This window comes from Flavobacterium sp. PL11, from assembly GCF_035985025.1.
Classification (GTDB): domain Bacteria; phylum Bacteroidota; class Bacteroidia; order Flavobacteriales; family Flavobacteriaceae; genus Flavobacterium.
This window is the reverse complement of the sequence record NZ_JAXCIA010000006.1, coordinates 88,708-106,327: the sequence shown is the minus strand read 5'-3', so window position 1 is coordinate 106,327 and position 17,620 is coordinate 88,708. Positions and strand designations below refer to the sequence as shown.

20 protein-coding genes are annotated in these 17,620 nt (G+C 32.8%); 11 read left to right on the top strand and 9 right to left on the bottom strand.

Annotated features, from left to right (window positions below; genetic code table 11):
- Positions 1-100: 100 nt before the first annotated feature.
- Positions 101-2,353, top strand: coding sequence for a TonB-dependent receptor family protein (locus RCH18_RS05065; protein ID WP_326935664.1), 2,253 nt, complete (start codon positions 101-103; stop codon positions 2,351-2,353).
- A 259-nt stretch (positions 2,354-2,612) separates the two neighbouring features.
- The gene (locus tag RCH18_RS05060) at positions 2,613-2,741 is read left to right on the top strand and encodes a FeoB-associated Cys-rich membrane protein (RefSeq protein ID WP_326935663.1); all 129 of its coding nucleotides are present in this window, start codon (positions 2,613-2,615) and stop codon (positions 2,739-2,741) included.
- On the opposite strand, the gene RCH18_RS05055 is transcribed toward RCH18_RS05060, so the two are convergent.
- Complete coding sequence (locus tag RCH18_RS05055) at positions 2,738-3,556, bottom strand: ZIP family metal transporter (RefSeq protein WP_326935662.1); 819 nt, start codon at positions 3,554-3,556, stop codon at positions 2,738-2,740. The genes RCH18_RS05060 and RCH18_RS05055 overlap by 4 nt on opposite strands.
- Before the next feature lie 2 nt (positions 3,557-3,558).
- A complete protein-coding gene (locus RCH18_RS05050; RefSeq protein WP_326935661.1) occupies positions 3,559-4,206 on the bottom strand; it encodes a metal-dependent transcriptional regulator in 648 nt (215 codons plus the stop codon).
- Positions 4,207-4,386: 180 nt separating this feature from the next.
- Between RCH18_RS05050 and RCH18_RS05045 the strand changes: the two genes are divergently transcribed.
- The 9 genes from RCH18_RS05045 to selD all read left to right on the top strand — a co-directional run bounded on the left by RCH18_RS05045 (position 4,387) and on the right by selD (position 10,965).
- Positions 4,387-4,599 carry a carboxypeptidase-like regulatory domain-containing protein gene (locus tag RCH18_RS05045; protein WP_326935660.1) on the top strand — a complete coding sequence of 71 codons (213 nt, stop codon included), beginning with the start codon at positions 4,387-4,389 and terminating at the stop codon, positions 4,597-4,599.
- Between the two features lie 156 nt (positions 4,600-4,755).
- Positions 4,756-5,238, top strand: a complete 483-nt coding sequence (locus tag RCH18_RS05040) for a TonB-dependent receptor domain-containing protein (protein ID WP_326935713.1) — start codon at positions 4,756-4,758, stop codon at positions 5,236-5,238.
- Positions 5,239-5,298: 60 nt separating this feature from the next.
- The gene (locus RCH18_RS05035) at positions 5,299-5,433 is read left to right on the top strand and encodes a hypothetical protein (RefSeq protein ID WP_326935659.1); all 135 of its coding nucleotides are present in this window, start codon (positions 5,299-5,301) and stop codon (positions 5,431-5,433) included.
- Entirely contained in the window at positions 5,433-5,897 is a 465-nt protein-coding gene (locus tag RCH18_RS05030; protein WP_326935658.1) for a thioredoxin family protein, read from the top strand. Before RCH18_RS05035 ends, RCH18_RS05030 begins: the two co-directional genes overlap by 1 nt.
- A 302-nt stretch (positions 5,898-6,199) precedes the next feature.
- Positions 6,200-6,715 carry a fasciclin domain-containing protein gene (locus RCH18_RS05025; RefSeq protein ID WP_326935657.1) on the top strand — a complete coding sequence of 172 codons (516 nt, stop codon included), beginning with the start codon at positions 6,200-6,202 and terminating at the stop codon, positions 6,713-6,715.
- Between the two features lie 86 nt (positions 6,716-6,801).
- Positions 6,802-7,959, top strand: coding sequence for a lycopene cyclase family protein (locus RCH18_RS05020; protein WP_326935656.1), 1,158 nt, complete (start codon positions 6,802-6,804; stop codon positions 7,957-7,959).
- A gap of 91 nt (positions 7,960-8,050) precedes the next feature.
- On the top strand, positions 8,051-8,461 hold the full coding sequence (locus RCH18_RS05015) for a BrxA/BrxB family bacilliredoxin (RefSeq protein ID WP_326935655.1): 411 nt from the start codon (positions 8,051-8,053) through the stop codon (positions 8,459-8,461).
- Between the two features lie 436 nt (positions 8,462-8,897).
- Positions 8,898-9,920, top strand: coding sequence for a tRNA 2-selenouridine(34) synthase MnmH (mnmH, locus tag RCH18_RS05010; protein WP_326935654.1), 1,023 nt, complete (start codon positions 8,898-8,900; stop codon positions 9,918-9,920).
- 4 nt (positions 9,921-9,924) lie between these two features.
- On the top strand, positions 9,925-10,965 hold the full coding sequence (gene selD, locus RCH18_RS05005) for a selenide, water dikinase SelD (protein WP_326935653.1): 1,041 nt from the start codon (positions 9,925-9,927) through the stop codon (positions 10,963-10,965).
- Positions 10,966-11,248: 283 nt separating this feature from the next.
- Here the strand turns inward: selD and RCH18_RS05000 are convergent, their stop codons facing one another.
- The 7 genes from RCH18_RS05000 to hemH form a co-directional block, all read right to left on the bottom strand.
- Positions 11,249-11,653, bottom strand: coding sequence for a hypothetical protein (locus RCH18_RS05000; protein WP_326935652.1), 405 nt, complete (start codon positions 11,651-11,653; stop codon positions 11,249-11,251).
- 141 nt (positions 11,654-11,794) lie between these two features.
- Complete coding sequence (locus RCH18_RS04995; protein ID WP_326935651.1) at positions 11,795-12,577, bottom strand: enoyl-CoA hydratase/isomerase family protein; 783 nt, start codon at positions 12,575-12,577, stop codon at positions 11,795-11,797.
- A gap of 10 nt (positions 12,578-12,587) precedes the next feature.
- Positions 12,588-14,060, bottom strand: a complete 1,473-nt coding sequence (locus tag RCH18_RS04990) for a sensor histidine kinase (RefSeq protein WP_442788146.1) — start codon at positions 14,058-14,060, stop codon at positions 12,588-12,590.
- Positions 14,061-14,380: 320 nt separating this feature from the next.
- Complete coding sequence (locus RCH18_RS04985) at positions 14,381-14,542, bottom strand: four helix bundle protein (protein ID WP_326935650.1); 162 nt, start codon at positions 14,540-14,542, stop codon at positions 14,381-14,383.
- Between the two features lie 88 nt (positions 14,543-14,630).
- Entirely contained in the window at positions 14,631-15,179 is a 549-nt protein-coding gene (locus RCH18_RS04980) for a CopD family protein (RefSeq protein ID WP_326935649.1), read from the bottom strand.
- A gap of 6 nt (positions 15,180-15,185) precedes the next feature.
- Positions 15,186-16,520: an MATE family efflux transporter gene (locus tag RCH18_RS04975; RefSeq protein ID WP_326935648.1), complete on the bottom strand. Its 1,335-nt coding sequence runs from the start codon at positions 16,518-16,520 to the stop codon at positions 15,186-15,188.
- The gene (hemH, locus tag RCH18_RS04970; RefSeq protein WP_326935647.1) at positions 16,521-17,576 is read right to left on the bottom strand and encodes a ferrochelatase; all 1,056 of its coding nucleotides are present in this window, start codon (positions 17,574-17,576) and stop codon (positions 16,521-16,523) included.
- Positions 17,577-17,620 lie beyond the last annotated feature (44 nt).

The window sequence follows — 17,620 nt, the reverse complement described above, 5'->3', positions numbered from 1 at the left end:
TCAACAAAAGTTAAAAGTTATTTTTTTATTATTTTTAATTTGTCTAAATAAGATTTGCGATTTACCTTTGTTGCGCAGAATTAATCCAATTAAACATAAGATGAGAAATAGTATAATTGCAGCTTCACTTTTAGTAATGTCCGTTTCATTTGCGCAGCAACAATACAAACCAGTTTTTGACAGCATTGATACTTCTAAACAAGCTTCTGTTGATTTAGAGACAGTTATTATAACTCCATTTAAACAAAGTCCTGAAAGACAACCCGCTGTAAAAGGAAACGTACTATTTGTTGGGAAAAAGAATGAAGTATTAAAGCTGTCAGCTATAACTGCCAATTTAACAACTAATAATGCACGTGAAGTTTTTTCAAGAGTTCCTGGCGTCAACGTTTGGGAAAATGATGGCTCTGGAATCCAAATCAATATTGGTGTTCGAGGATTAAGTCCTAATAGAAGCTGGGAATTAAACACAAGACAAAATGGTTACGACATTTCATCAGATGTTTTTGGATACCCAGAAGCCTATTACAATCCACCATTAGAAGCAGTTGAAAATATCGAATTACTTCGCGGTGGTGCATCTTTGCAATTTGGACCGCAATTTGGAGGAATGTTAAACTATGTTTTAAAAAGAGAACAAAAAAGGAAATTCACTTTTGAAACTCAAAACACAGTTGGAAGTTATAATTTGATGAGTAGCTATAATGCCATTGGAGGAAAAATTAATAAATTCTCTTATTATGCGTATAACCATTCTAGAAGCGGCGACGCTTGGAGAGAAAATAGCAAGTACAAAGTTCGTAATTCACATTTGTTTTTAGAATATTCTTTTACAGAAGACACAAAATTATCAGCCGAATATACTAATATGGATTACTCGATGCAGCAAGCTGGAGGCTTGACTGATCAACAGTTCAGAGGTAATTCAAGACAGTCCTCAAGAGAAAGAAACTGGTTTGGCGCACCATGGAACTTATTTTCAGTAAATTTCGATACAAAAATTTCTAATTCTTTAAAATCAAATACAAAACTTTTTGGTTTAGTAGGCGAGCGTAACAGTGTAGGCTTCCTTGGAACACCAAACGTATCAGACGCTATAAATCCATCAACTAATGAGTATTCTAACAGAAGAGTTGACAGAGATTTTTACAAAAATTTTGGAATTGAAAACAGAAACACTTACAGTTATGCGATTGGCACACGCCAAAATACTTTAGCATTCGGAGTTAGAATGTATAAAGCTGAAACACGCCGTCAACAAGAAGGTCGCGGTACAACAGGTTCTAATTTCGATTTAACCACTCTTGAAAGATATCCTAGAGACTTGTATTTTAATACTGAAAACGTTGCTTTTTTTGCTGAAAACAACTTTAAAGTAACGGAAAATTTTAGTGTTGTTCCTGGTGTTCGATATGAATATATTACTTCATCTGGAGATGGGCGATTTGGCGTAAGATCAGGCGCTGATATCCCTTTTCAAAATAAAAAAATTACTCGCAACAAACCGCTATTTGGTCTTGGGATGGAATATAAATTAGGTTCAACCAATATGTACGGTAATATTACACAAGCATTTAGACCAGTTTTGTTCTCTGATATCACACCACCGGCAGTTACTGATGTTGTTGATCCTAATTTAAAAGATGCAAGTGGATACAACGCTGATTTAGGATATAGAGGAACGGTAAAAGGGTTCTTAAATTTCGATTTTAGTGTGTTTTATTTGAGTTACAATAATAGAATAGGTGGCGTGAGACAATTTGTAAATAACAACCCTACTCAAGGCACATTTTTATTTAGAACCAACTTAGGAGAAACGGTAAATAAAGGAATAGAAGGTTTTGTCAATATGAACGTTACTAAATTTTTTGGTGTGGATAATGCCTTTGGAAATATTGATGTTTTTGCAACCACTAGTTTTATTGATTCAAGATATACTGATTTTAAAATTAGTTCAGCGACAGGAGCCGCACCTAACACTGTTATAACAGAAACCAATCTTAATAGCAATCGTGTTGAAAATGCACCACGGTACATTCATAATTTTGGAATCAGCTGGAGTAAAACACAATTTTCAGCAACATTACAATATAAAACATCTGGTAAAATTTTTACTGACGCCAATAACACAACTGCGCCTTCAGCAAATGGTGTAACGGGATTATTAGACGGTTACAAAGTGATGGATTTGTCAGCTGAATATAAATTTTTCAAGAATTACAATATTAGATCTGGTATAAATAATTTAACAAATGAAGATTATGCAACCCGAAGAGCAGGCGGATATCCTGGACCAGGAATTCTGCCAGGCGAAGGACGAACTTTCTTTATCTCTATTGGAGCAAAATTGTAATTAGTAAACTATTAAATATTAATTAAGTAAAAAAGGAGTGGAATAAGTGTTTATTCCACTCCTTTTTAAATACTCATTTCTATTTCTAACAGCCGCTACTAATCAAATATTATATTTAATTGAGATTATTTAAAGAAAAATTTAATGGCTTTTGCGAAAGCAAAAAAACAGCTATTAATTAGAAAAATAATCCTAAATTTTGTTATTACTTTAACTGTTTAAAACAATATGTACCAATTGCTTTTCTTAATTTTACACTATGGATATTCAAGAAGTTATCGCTTATATTTTACTTGGAATTGCACTTGCCTTTCTTATAAAAAAATTCTTGTTTAAAAGAAAAAAATCTGGCAAAGACTGCGGCACAGATGACTGTGGTTGCCATTAACCTAGGGCTACATCGAGCATCATCATTATAATAAAACCACCAATAAATCCTAAGGTAGCGATATCAGTATTTTTGTCTTGTTGCGTTTCTGGAATTACTTCTTCTACAACCACAAAGATCATAGCACCTGCAGCAAAAGCCAGAGCATAAGGTAAAATAGGCGTAAAAAATGTCACTGCAAAAGCTCCTAAAACAGCAGCAATAGGTTCCACAATTGCTGATGATTGTCCGTACATAAAGCTTTTCCATCTACTCATTCCCATTCTTCTTAGCGGCATGGCTACAGCGATTCCTTCAGGAAAATTTTGAATGCCAATTCCAATAGCTAAAGTAACGGCGGCAGCTATTGAAGCCTCAGGCACACCAGCGGCTACCCCACCAAAAAGTACACCAACAGCTAAACCTTCCGGAATATTGTGAAGTGTAATTGCAGACACTAATAACGTGGTACGTTGCCATGGCGATTTAATTCCTTCACTCACTTTAAAATTTATATGAATGTGAGGCAATACTTTATCAATCCCAAAAATGAAAAGTGCGCCCAGAAAAAAACCAATTGCAGCAGGCATAACTTTAGCAAATCCTTCACCGCCTGTCATTTCTATGGCTGGAGCCAATAAACTCCAAAAACTGGCTGCAACCATAACGCCACCAGTAAAACCGAGCATTCCGTCAAGAGCCGTTCTATTCATTGTTTTAAATAGAAATACAAATGAAGCACCAAGAGCAGTTAGAAACCAAGTAAACAAACTCGCATATAAAGCAGCTAAAATGGGATCAATACTCGTGAAATAATCTACTATATTTTGAAACATAACTATTGGATATAAATATTACTAGCTATTTTATTTGAAATCATAATTTCCTTAACTCCAACCTGAATTCTAAAGGAATTGTCAAAACTTTCCTTTTCAATAATTTCGATTAACGAACCTAAAGCAATTTCTTGTTTGTCTAAATATTTTAAAAAATCAGAAGAGGTGTCCTTTACACCTACGCAAATTCCAGATTGATTTTTTTGTAGTTCAGATAGCAATCGCTTTTCAATTTTAATGATCCTTCCATTTGCATCAGGAATGGGATCACCGTGTGGATCTTCGGTGGGATTACCTAGAAAATCATCTAGTTTATTGATCAATTTCTCTGATTTTATATGCTCCAATTGTTCGGCAATATCATGAACCTCATCCCACGAAAAATCGAGTTTCTCTACTAGAAAACATTCCCAGAGACGGTGTTTTCTAACAATCATTTTAGCGGCTAATTTTCCCGTTTCTGTCAAAGAAACGCCTTGATATTTTATATAATTGATCAGATCTTTTTCAGCTAGTTTTTTAAGCATATCAGTAACTGATGATGCTTTAGTTTCCATTTTTTCAGCGATCGCATTAGTGCTGACTGCACTTTCTGAAAATACTGTAAGATGATAAATGGTTTTGAGATAATTTTCTTCTGAATAAGTCATTTGATTTATGATATTTGATTAAAAAAATTTTATTTCTGTTAAAACTCATTCATGAACCTCTTTTAATGATTTACCCATCTTTACCAATTTACCGCAAATATAAATATGTTTTTTTGTTTTATCAAATATGTTTTTAGATTTGTCTAAATTTAAAAATTATACAACTCTAAATATTAAATCTTGAAAAATATAATATTACTTATTACCTTGTCATGCAGTGCTTTTATGAATGGTCAAACAACTATTACAGGCACTATTTCTGCTGGTGGAATGCCCTTATCACAAGCTAATGTAGTTGTTCATACTTTGAAAAAAGCAACAACAGCTGATTCAGAAGGGAATTACTCTATTGCAAATGTGTCACTGGAAAGCTATGAAATGACGGTTTCGTAAACTGATTTTAAATCACAAACCAGGAAATTTACGGTAAATGATAGCACTGATGTTTATTTGAATTTCGATTTAAAAGAAGAAAATACTTTAGACGAACAGGATCACGTGAAGTAATAGTTTTAGAAGAATTAAAACCAGAACGCTCCTTTAAAGAAAATATATGTTCAAAACGGAAATTCAATTGCGATAGAAACTACCGCTTGGTATACTCGTTTTAGCAATTCTATACTCCCTGATTACGATACTAATCCAAATCAAATTATTTATACAAACTTAGATGGTCATGCGGTAACTAAAGGAATCAGTTCTAATGTTGACTTAGTTTTCACTAATGGTTTAAAATTTATTGTAGGAGCAACTTATATGGATGTGTCGAAAACAGAAAAAGATATTAAGACAAATCAAATCCTGACTGAAAAATTCTCAGGAACATGGGCCATATCCTATCGCATTAATAAATTATTTTTAGATTTAGATTACACTGGAAACTTATACGGACCTATGCGTTTGCCGTTATTAGGTGCTTTAGATCCAAGAAATGAATATTCTTCACCATGGAGCATTCAAAACATCAAATTTACGTTTAACAAAATCAAGAAAATCGAAATTTATGCTGGCGTGAAAAACCTATTAAACTAGACACCCAATAAAGGAAATCTATTTATTATTGCAAGAGCAAACGATCCTTTTGACAAAAATGTGAAATATGATGGTAGCGGAAATGTTCAGGCCACTGCTGATAATCCTTATGCGCTATCATTTGATCCTAGTTATGTTTATGGACCAAATCAAAGTATTAGAACTTTTTTAGGTTTGCGTTACACGCTTAAATAATGAAAAAAGCAGTTTATATATTATTATTAATTCTTTGGGCAATGCCATCAGGTTTTGCCCAACTGAAATTAAACACTTTTGAAGAAGTAGAGCAACTATCAAAAGTAAATCCTAAACCTATTGTTATATTTACACATACTAATTGGTGTGCATATTGCACATTAATGGAAAACACAACATTTAAGGATCCTAAAATTATAGCAACTCTAAATGAATATTTTTACTTTATCTCATTTGATGCCGAAACAAAAACAGATATTTTTTTTAACAATACTACTTTTAAATTTCAACCTACAGGAACTAATATTGGCATTCATCAATTAGCAACCGCATTAGCCACCATTGACAACCAAGTTGTTTATCCCAGTTTGGCAATTTTAGATAGAGAAAATGCTATTGTTTTTCAACAACACTCTGCGCTTAAAGCTAATAAATTCTTTGTTATCATTGACAAATTGAAATAATCGATGCTAGATTTAATTAAAAGTTTATAGTTATTATTTTTCTTATATTCATCAACAATTGTTAATAAATTTATGAAATGATTAGTGTTTTAGTTGTTTATGATAAACAATTTTTAATTTCAATAACTGATTTATACATATTTAAACCCTGATAAGACCTAAAGGAGCTAAGTCTTAAACTATAATAAGTTGATTATTAATACTAAAACACATAAAAATCAAACTAAACAGCGGTTAAAATTTTACAAAGAGCAACTCTATCGTTTTCGAAACCCCGTACTTTTATAAAAAAAATTATAATTATGACAACAAAGAAAATTTTATCGTCTGCAATTTTAGCAATTGCGTTATTTACAGGAATCAATTCATCGGCACAAAACGTAGTAGAGGTAGCAGTGGGTTCTCCAGATCACACCACACTTGTGGCTGCGGTAAAAGCTGCCGGTTTAGTAGAAACATTATCAGGGGCAGGACCATTTACAGTTTTTGCACCTACAAATGCGGCCTTTGATAAATTACCGAAGGGAACTGTCGAAAGTTTATTAGAGCCAGCAAACATCAAAATGCTACAAGGCATTTTAACGTATCACGTAGTTGCTGGTAAAATTGATAGTAAAGCAGTTGTTGCCGCTATCAAAGCTGGTAAAGGAAAAGCTGTTTTGACAACAGTCCAAGGCGGAAAAATTACTGCTTCACTAAAAGGAAAAGATGTAGTTATTACTGATGAAAAAGGCGGAATGGCAACAGTAACTGCAGTAGATCTAGATGCTACTAATGGAGTAATCCACGTAGTTGATACGGTTTTAATGCACAAATAGTAATTGTTTTTGAATAAATTGTTTTAAACCACGCTTTCGCGTGGTTTTTTTGATTATAATCATTTTCAAAAATTTATATTTGTAATGTGAAACATTATAATTACATTTTTACCGGCTCAGGATTATCAGCATTGATGACTGTTTACAAAATGATTCAATCTGGTTCATTTAGCGATCAATCTATTTTGCTAATTGATGAAAACACAAAAAAAGAAAATGATAGAACCTGGTGCTTCTGGCAAACAACTGATTCTATTTGGGAAAAAAGCATTTCTAAAAAATGGGATTTAGCCTTATTTGCCAATGCTGAATTTAGTAGAGACTTAATTTTAAAACCTTACCATTACAATATGGTTAAAGGATTGGATTTTTACAATCAGGTTTTTGAATTAATTGCCAAACAAACTAATATAACTTTTTTAAACGAAAAAGTAACTGATATAAATGAGTTAGAAATTCATGTATTTGTAGCAACTCCATCAGAAAATTTTACTTGTGATAAAGTTTTAAATAGCATTTACAGAAAATCAGAAGTAGAAAATCAAAATAAATATCCGCTTTTACAACAGCATTTTATAGGTTGGTTTATAAAAACTAAAGAAGCGGTTTTCAATCCAGAGCAAGTTACATTTATGGATTTTTCAGTAGAGCAAAGGGGTAATACACGTTTTATGTATGTTTTACCTACTTCAAAAACGGAAGCATTATTAGAATATACATTGTTCTCAGCTGATTTATTACAAAAAGAGGAATATGAAAATGAAATTACCAAATACATTCAAAAACTTGGGATTACTGATTTCGAAATTGTAGACAAAGAATCAGGAAGCATACCTATGACTTGCTTTCCTTTTTGGGAAAAAAATACTCAAAAGGTATTAAATATTGGAACATCTGGCGGATGGACTAAAGCCAGCACAGGATATACATTTAAAAACTCTGACAAGAAATCAACAGAATTAGTGGCATTTTTGCAAAAAGAAACCGACTTCAAAAAATTTCATAAAAAAACAAAATTCTGGTTCTATGATCTGCTTCTTTTAGATGTTTTAGATCGTAAAAATGAATTAGGTGCTCCCATCTTTTCTGCATTATTTAAGCAAGGAAATCCGGATTTAATTTTTAAGTTTTTAGATGAAGAAACATCATATTGGGAAGATCTACAAGTAATAATGAAATGTCCTAAAACTCCATTTACAATATCGATTTTTAATTCTTTTAAAAGAATAATTAAATCACAATGAAACAATAACAAAACTTTATAATACAAATTATAGAGTTCTTTTTAAACTTCGTAACTTTGCTAGATTAAACTAATATTTAAAATAAAACGATATGTATCCAGAAGAAATGGTAAAACCAATGCAGGCAGAATTAACGTCAGCAGGTTTTCAAGATTTACATACTGCTGAGGCCGTTGATAATGCAATAAAAGCCGAAGGAACAACATTAGTGATTGTGAATTCTGTTTGTGGTTGCGCAGCTAGAAACGCACGTCCAGGAGCTAAAATGAGTTTAGAAGGTGCTAAAAAACCGGATCATTTAATTACCGTTTTTGCCGGTGTTGATAAAGATGCAGTTGATGCAGCAAGACAACACATGTTCCCTTTTCCTCCTTCATCGCCAGCTATGGCTTTGTTCAAAAACGGAGAATTAGTACACATGTTAGAGCGTCATCATATTGAAGGTCGCCCAGCTGAAATGATTGCAGAGAATTTGAAAGACGCTTTCAACGAGTATTGTTAGAAGTTATTTTTAGAAAATTTTTAACCCTTTTAGAGTTCAAAACTCTGAAAGGGTTTTTTTAATTAAAAATACTTTTCTTGTAGTAAAAAAACATCTAATTATTGTAAACATGAATTAAAATTATTTTTAGTTATCGGACTTTTAGCTTGACATCATAATCGCAAAAAAAGTTTTACAATACTGGTTACGTAAAAACAAAAAACAAGTCTCCGATACATTTCAAAATGATAATTGAAAACTTTATATTATTGTTCTATTCTTATTTAAATAATGAATAAATTAGTATCATTTTCTACTTTCAAATTTTGAAATAATCCCCTATTTATGCCAACCGACGAATTACGATAAAAACATCTAATTAGCACCGCTACTTCATTGAATTTTCAAGTTTCTTTTTTATTATAAGATTATCTTTGAAACATTAATAATCACTGTAATGAAACAAATTATCGCTGTAGATTTCTACTTTCAAAATTTAGCACACATTCCAATTATAGATGTGAGGTCGCCAGGAGAATTTGTCAAAGGCCACATTCCAAATGCTACTAATATTGAATTGTTTTCTGATGATGAACGAGCAGTGGTAGGAACTGCTTATAAAAAAGAGTCTAAAGAAAGGGCGTTTACAATTGGTTACGAATTTGTAAAACCCAAACTAAATGATTTTATAACCAAATCTGTTGTAATTGCTCCTAATAAAGAAGCGGTAATACAATGTTGGCGCGGAGGAATGAGAAGTAATGCTTTTGCAGATCATCTTATCGAAAATGGTTTTGAAAAGATTTATGTTATCGAAAAAGGATACAAAGCTTTTAGAAATTATGTGTTACAATTTTTTGAACAACCCGTTAATCTTAAAGTTTTAGGTGGATATACTGGTACTGGCAAGACAGAAATATTACATTTCTTAAAAGAGCGAGGGCAACAAGTTATAGACTTAGAAGGACTGGCTAATCATAGAGGTTCTGCCTTTGGAGGTATAGATCTTCCACCTCAGCCAACAACGGAGCAATTTGAAAATAATCTTTTTTCAATCATTCGAAATTTAAACCCCAACTTACCTACATGGATTGAGGATGAAAGCAGATTAATTGGGCAGGTATTAATTCCAGATGCACTGTATAATGCAATGAGAAATAGGACTGTATATTTTTTAGATGTTCCGCGTGAAGAAAGAGCAAAACTCCTTGTTCACATGTACGCAAATCTAAACCATGATAAATTAGCAATTGCCATTACCCGAATTACAAAAAGACTTGGATACGACAACGCCAAATTTGCTTTAGAAGCACTTGAAAATAAAAACTATTACAAGGTGGTAGAGATCGCGCTTCAATATTATGATAAAAGCTATTTAAAAGGATTACAAACCCGTCAGGAATCTACAATTCTTGAATTTAAAATCCCGGCTGTAACTCCTGAAGAAACAGCAGATTTTTTAATAAACTTAGTCAATTAAAAAAATGAATAAAGATATAAAATTAACGAGTTATAGCCACGGTGCAGGCTGCGGTTGCAAATTATCGCCAAAAGTTTTAACAACAATCCTAAAATCTAATGCCCCAAAGATTGAAGACAAGCATCTTTTAGTAGGCAACGATACCAGAGATGATGCTGCTGTGTATGATATTGGTAATGGAATAGGAATTATAAGTACAACTGATTTTTTCTTGCCTATAGTTGACGACCCTTTCACTTTTGGGCAGATTGCCGCAACTAATGCTTTAAGCGATGTGTATGCAATGGGAGGAAAACCAGTCATGGCCATAGCAATATTAGGATGGCCCATTGATAAATTAGCTCCTGAAGTTGCTGCCCAAGTGATGGAAGGCGGCCGACAGGCTTGTTTTGATGCAGGAATAATACTTGCGGGTGGTCACAGTATTGATAATCCAGAACCTATTTTTGGACTTGCTGTTACAGGGTCGGTTGTGATCTCTAATCTAAAGCGCAATGATAGGGCAAAGCCAGGAAGTATCATTTATTTAACTAAACCGCTAGGTGTTGGAATCTTATCTACCGCACAAAAAAAAGGCCTTTTGGAAAACGAGCATAAAAATATTGCTTCTAATTCGATGGTCATTTTAAATGATGTGGGATTGGAACTTTCAGAAATTAAAGAAATAACAGCTTTAACCGATGTAACTGGATTTGGACTTATGGGACATTTACTTGAAGTGTGTGAAGGAAGCAATGTATCTGCCATTATTAACTATAATAAAGTTCCTGTTTTTAAAGAAATTCTTAGCTATATTGATAAAAAATGTGTTCCTGGAGGAACGCTAAGAAACTGGGAAAGTTACGGTGACAAACTTCACATTGAAGATGAAAAACAACGATTTATCTTGTGTGATCCACAAACCAGTGGAGGACTATTAATTGCCGTTACAAAAGAGGCTGCTCACAAAGTAGAATCAATATTAAAAAGTAAAGGGCTTTATGCTGAACCAATAGGCGAATTGGTAGAAAAAGCAGAATTGTCAATATACATAAACGAATCATAATCTCAAAAGTAAATAAAAGGATGAAAAAGTGTTTGACAAAAAATCAAACGCAACTAATTTTAAATATTTATTTATAATTTTTTTCCGTACCAGCAATAATTAGTAAAAAATAAAAAAAAATAATTTTAAAAAGAGTATTTGTAACTTTAAATTTAAACTAAAACCTTGCTTATTTTTACTGACATAGATCAAAATTATAATTGCTTTTGGAGATAACAAGCAAAAAAAAATAATAGGCGGTCGATTATTTAAAGAAAATTTATTAGCTAAATAATAGAGAGCGTTAAATTGAAATCCCTTTCTCCTTCATTTCTAAAATTACATCTGAGGCGTTTTTAAATGTTGGAGTCTTTTCTACAATACTTGCTACCCTTTTTTTATTGAGTTTAAAGGTAATATCATTCTCGGTGGTAAATAACAATGCCGTTAAAAATGGATTATTCATATAGGGAGCTAATACCATAAATGCTTCATCCAGTGTATGAGTCGATTCTATTTCTTCGGTTTTGTACTTTGCGGTAAGGGAAAGCGCAAAAACATCATTGTCCAATAAAACGGGACGAACATAAATGTTTTTTAAATCAGTATCGCCAATTGTTTTGGCTAGAGTTAGTTTAGCATACGTTTTATTTTCTATGCTTTCTTTTACTTTTGACCAAAATTGAGCGAATATAGGTTGGTAGGACATGATTTTATTTTTTAATAAGATTGTTTCTAAAAAGGATTACAAAATTAGTATTTGTTGTTTTAACTCTGAGTTTTTAGTTAAAGATTATTTTAATGCATACTGTTTTAAAAAAAAGAGAACCCTTTAAGCTCTCTTATTCTATTATTTTCCAGTAAACACGGCTTTCCTCTTTTCTAAAAATGCTGTTGTTCCCTCTTTAAAATCATCAGTACCAAAACAATTTCCAAAAGCTTTTATCTCTGCTTGATAACCGTTTTTACCTTCTTTAAAGTTGGCATTTACTGCTTTTATAGCCTTACCAATTGCATAAGGAGAATTTTTAATAATTTTTTGAGCAATTCCATTACAAAACTCTAAAAGTTCAGCTTGTGGTACTATGTGATTTACAAGTCCACTTCTGTGCGCATCATCTGCGGTTATCATTCCTGCTGTCATGATCATTTCCATGGCACGTCCTTTCCCAACTAATTGAGGTAAACGCTGTGTTCCTCCATAACCTGGAATGACACCGAGCGAGACTTCTGGCACTCCCATTTTAGCATTATCAGAAGCAACTCTAAAATGACAAGCCATCGCTAATTCTAATCCACCTCCTAATGCAAAACCGTTTACGGCTGCAATTACAGGAGTTTTGAGATTTTCGATAAAATCAAATAATTTTTCTTGTCCTTCCGCGGCTAATTGTGCTCCTTCTTTAACTGAAAAATGTGCAAACTCAGAGATGTCAGCGCCTGCAACAAACGCTTTTTCGCCACTTCCAGTAAGGATTATTACTTGAACTTCATTATTTTTATTTAGTGTTTTAAAGGCTTTATGAAGTTCGTTTATCGTTGCAACATTCAAAGCATTCAGCTTACTTGGACGATTTATAGTGATGGTAGCTATATTGTTGTCAACTGAAATTAATATATTTTCGTATTTCATACTGATAAAATTAAGTATTAATTATAGGAAGCGAAACCGTAAATGTGGTTCCCACTCCTAGTTTAGTTTCAAAGGTAATTGTTCCTTTATAATTTTCGATGATGTTTTTTATAATTCCCAGTCCAAGTCCCATACCACTAGTTTTGGTAGTAAATTTTGGTTCAAAGATTCGTTCAGTATCGGTACGTTGAATTCCTATTCCGTTATCAGTAACAGTAATAAGCACATTATTATTTTCTTTTCTTATTCGCACTACTACTGACTTATATTCCTGTTGTTCAGGAATGGATTGAATGGCATTTTTTGCTAGATTGGTGATAATTCGGATGAGTTGCGTTCTATCAATGATCGAAATTATCTCTGGCAATTCACTTTTACATTCAATATATTCCTCATTAAATATATCCATTGCAAGTTCTACAACTTCAACTACGTTCAAAGTTTCATTTTGCTGCGCTGGCATTGAAGCAAAATTAGAAAATGCAGATGCAACGGCGCTCATTGTATCAATTTGTTGAATTAAAGTTTCAGAATAGTCGTTCATTTTTTGTTTTACATCTGGATCGCTGGGATCAAATTTACGCTGGAAACTTTGAACAGTTAATCGCATTGGCGTTAGTGGATTTTTGATCTCGTGCGCCACTTGTTTTGCCATTTCGCGCCAAGCTTCCTCACGCTCGCTTTGAGCTAATTTACTAGCACTTTTTTCTAATTCATCGACCATACCATTATATGAATTGATCAATAAATTAATCTCTTTACTACTAGCTTCTAAAACTATTTTTTCATTTTTTTGATTTATGTTGGTTTCCCTTAGTTTGTCAGAGATTGTTTTTAAGGACTTGGTAATATAAGAAGAAAGAAAATAGGCTAGAGCAAAGGCAACAATTAGCATAAAGGAATACACCTGCCCTAACCTGATTAGAAAATTTTTTAATTCATTTTCATAATATCCATCATCTTCTACATAAGGGAGATTCAAAATTCCTAAAGGTTTAAATTTATCATCTTTTATTTGGCTAAAAGCCGAACGATTCTTTTTACCATCAATTGTTTTAATATCTACATACCTCTTTTCAATAGAAGATCTTACCAGTTTTAAAATATATTTTGGAATAGGTGGCGCAACTTTATCAACAGAAAAAGATTCTTTAGATGATTTTAATAGCTTTCCATTTAAATTATAAATATTGATTTCAACGTTGTGAATGTGGGCCAATTCATGAATTTTATCTTTAAAAATAAGATCTAAATTTTCAGAAGTAAGTGGATAAGTTGTAGTTGCAAGAATATAATTTATGTGTTGCTTTATAGCATTTTCATTGCGTTCAAGTCGTTCTTGATGATATTCTTTTGCCTCATTTTTAAATTGAAAAATCGAAATAGAAGCAAGAATAATTGAAGCCATTAATATCAATACAATCATTGAAAGGAAAATCCTAATTCGTAATGAAAGTGTCGCTATTTTGAAACTGTTGATCATTTTTTTTAGTGCTCGGTGGTCAGTGGTCAGTGGTCAGTGGTCAGTGTTCGATAATTAGTAATCAGTGTTTGGTGGTGAACGTTCAAATTGTTATTTGTTTGATAATTAATCATCATTTATTTTAACACTAAATTTATTTGGATTAAGAACCATATAATTTATGATATTTCCTACTTTTTCATTTTATTTACTAAAAAAAGTAAATGTTTCTTCGGAAATATAGGTACAAGCACATGAAAATTCTAGCCAGGTATGTGCGTCTAAATTTTCAGCATCGTTATCAGCTAGTTTGCTATGAAAATGTTTTGGATAATCTCTTTTCAGTATGCTTTAGCAATATTGGCGCAGACATTTCTGGACGATCTTCTAACTTTATCTGTTAGAGAATATTTTTCCTCTCTTGGGAAAGATTTACTTAACTCAAAAATCTTCATCGCTAACGAAAATCCTTTTTGATACGCCAATAAATCTTGATATCTCATAATTATGTTTTTATTTTGCTGCTAACTGAATACCGAATACTGCTGACTGAACACTAAATACTGACCACTGATCACTTGACACTGACCACTATCTTCTCTCCCTTATTCTTTTATAAAACTTAAATCCAAGCATTATTAAAATTGAAAACGCAAATATTCCTGCTACACCATAAATCCAGTTTACAGCACTTTTTAAAATAACTAAAAAAACCACTGCAAACAGAATAATGGTAGCACCTTCATTCCACAATCGCATAAAATTAGTGGAATAATTTACTTGATCATTTTGTAATTGATTGAAAATTTGCTGGCATTTTCCATGATATAAATACAGCGCAAGTACAAAACCAAGTTTAACATGCATCCATGGCATTTGCAACCAAGCTTGACCCATATCTGTGAAAAACAACATCCAAAAAGCAAAAATACTTGCTAAAACTGCAGAGGGCCAAGTAATAATATACCATAAGCGATACGTCATGATCTTATATTGTTTCTGCAAAATTTCCTTTTCAGGGGAAGGTTTGTCTGCTGCTTCAATTTGATAAACAAATAATCGGACGATATAAAATAATCCTGCAAACCAAGTGATTACAAAGATTAGGTGAAGTGATTTTAAGTAATTGTAATATTCCATTTTATACTAAATCAGTTTTGTGGTCATTTCTTTTTTCAGAAAATAACCAGTGAGTATTGTTGAAAGCACATCAGCAATTGGAAATGCAATCCAGACTCCAAAAATACCTAAAAAATTTGGTAGTATTAACACCAGTGGAATCAGGAAAAATCCTTGTTTACTTAATGTTAATAACAATGCTTTTTTAGCTTTTCCAGCAGCTTGAAAATAAGCCGCACCTATAAGTTGGATAGCAATAATAGGCGAAGCTGCAAAAACCCAACGTAATGCTTGCGGTGTTTGCTCGATTATTAACGGATCAGTGGTGAAAATTGCAGCAATAGGTGTGGCAAAGATCAAAATTATTATAAAAATAAGAGTCGCTAAAATTGCTGCATATTTTATAGAAAGTGTAACAGTTTCTTTAACTCTGTCGTAATTTTCGGCACCGTAATTATAACCAGCAATAGGTAAGAATCCTTGTGTTATTCCTAAAATGGGAAACAATGCGAACATAAGCATCCTACTAATTATGCCATAAATAGCCACTGAATGTTCGCCTCCATACGTGTATAAAGTATGGTTTAGAATAATCGATAAAATAGCCACCACACCTTGTCTTGAAAAAGTGACAAAACTCAACTCAGAAATTTCTTTAACGATAGGGAATTGAAATTTAAAATGTTTTAGTTTAAGCTTTAATTCACTTTTAAAAACAAAAAACCAAAGTACAAATAGAAAACAAGTAAAATAAGATATAGCCGTTGCCATTGCAGCTCCGAACATACCTAAATTTAAATATTTAATAAAAAGGATATCTAAACCAATATTAAAAAAGGCGGGGATAATCATCGCCGCCATAGCAAATTTAGGTTTGCCTTCCGCACGGATAACATTGTTTCCCATCATACACAAAGCAAGAAAAGGAACACTAACAATTATAGGGAAGAAAAATTCCTTTGCTGGCTGCATTATAGCACCTTTTGCTCCAAATAATATCAGCATCTCATCGCTAAAAAGCAAGCCCAGTATTACAAATACAGATGCCAATAGAACGGTCATCATTATTTGGTTACCAAAAGTAATTAACGCTTTTTCTTTATCACCGCTTCCTAGTGCACGAGAAAGTACTGATCCACCGCCTACACCAATCGCCATTCCCAAAGACGAAATTAAAAAGGTAATGGGCAAAACTACTGTTACGGCGGCAATTGCTAAAGAACCAATCCACTGACCTACAAAAATAGTATCGATTAAAATATTAACCGACATAAATAAGATACCAATTGAAGCTGGAACTGCTTGTTTAAATAAGAGTTTTTTAATATCCTGAGTTCCTAACTCAGTAGCTGAAACAGCCATTTAGGCAGTTATAGTTTCAGCAGCCACTTTTACAGTCGAGGAAGCATTTGACCAGTTAGTAATCCAGTTACCAACGGTAGCACACCACTCATCACCATCATTTAAACATGGAATAGCTAAAAATTCTTCACCACCATTTTCTTTAAATTCGTGACCCGCTTCCATAGCAATTTCTTCTAATGTTTCTAAACAATCAGATACAAAAGCAGGTGTTACAACGGCAAGATTTTTAATTCCTTTTTTTGGCATTTTATTTACTTCCACGTCAGTGTACGGTGTTAACCATTTATCTCCCGCCAATCGCGATTGAAAAGTTTGACTATATTTTCCTTCTGGAATTCCTAGTAACTTAACAACTTGTTTAGTTGTTTCGTAACACTGGTGACGGTAACAAAACTCATGCGCTGGTGAAGGCGTGTTACAACAAGAACCATCTATTTTACAGTGTGATTTAGTTATATCTGTCTTACGAATATGACGCTCAGGAATACCATGATATGAAAATAATAAATGGTCATAATCAAAACCTTTTAAGTGACCCTTGATCGAGTCAGCAAGATTTTGTAGATAATCAGGTTTATTATAAAAAGCAGGAACAATTGTAAATTTCATCTCTGGGAAATACTTTTTACGGTGTTCTTCGGCTAGTTCTAAAATGGTTGTTGTAGAAGCCATAGCATGCTGCGGATATAAAGGAAATAGTAATACTTCATTCACACCTCTATCATGCAATTCTTGAAGTCCTGATAATAAAGACGGATTTCCATAACGCATCGCTAAGGAGACCGGAACATCAACAAGTTTCTGAACTTTCTCATGCATTCTTTTAGAAATCACTACAAGAGGCGAACCTTCATCCCACCATATTTTTGCGTAAGCAGCAGCTGATTTTTTTGGTCGAGTTTGAAGGATTATTCCACGAACAAGTAAAGCACGTAATAAAAATGGAACGTCAATTACATATTTGTCCATTAAAAATTCATCTAAATATGGCTTAACGTCCTTGGCTGTTGGACTTTCTGGAGAACCTAAATTAACTAATAATACACCTTTCATGTTATCTTATTTTTCGTTTTGCAAAAGTACTTAAAGTTACTTTC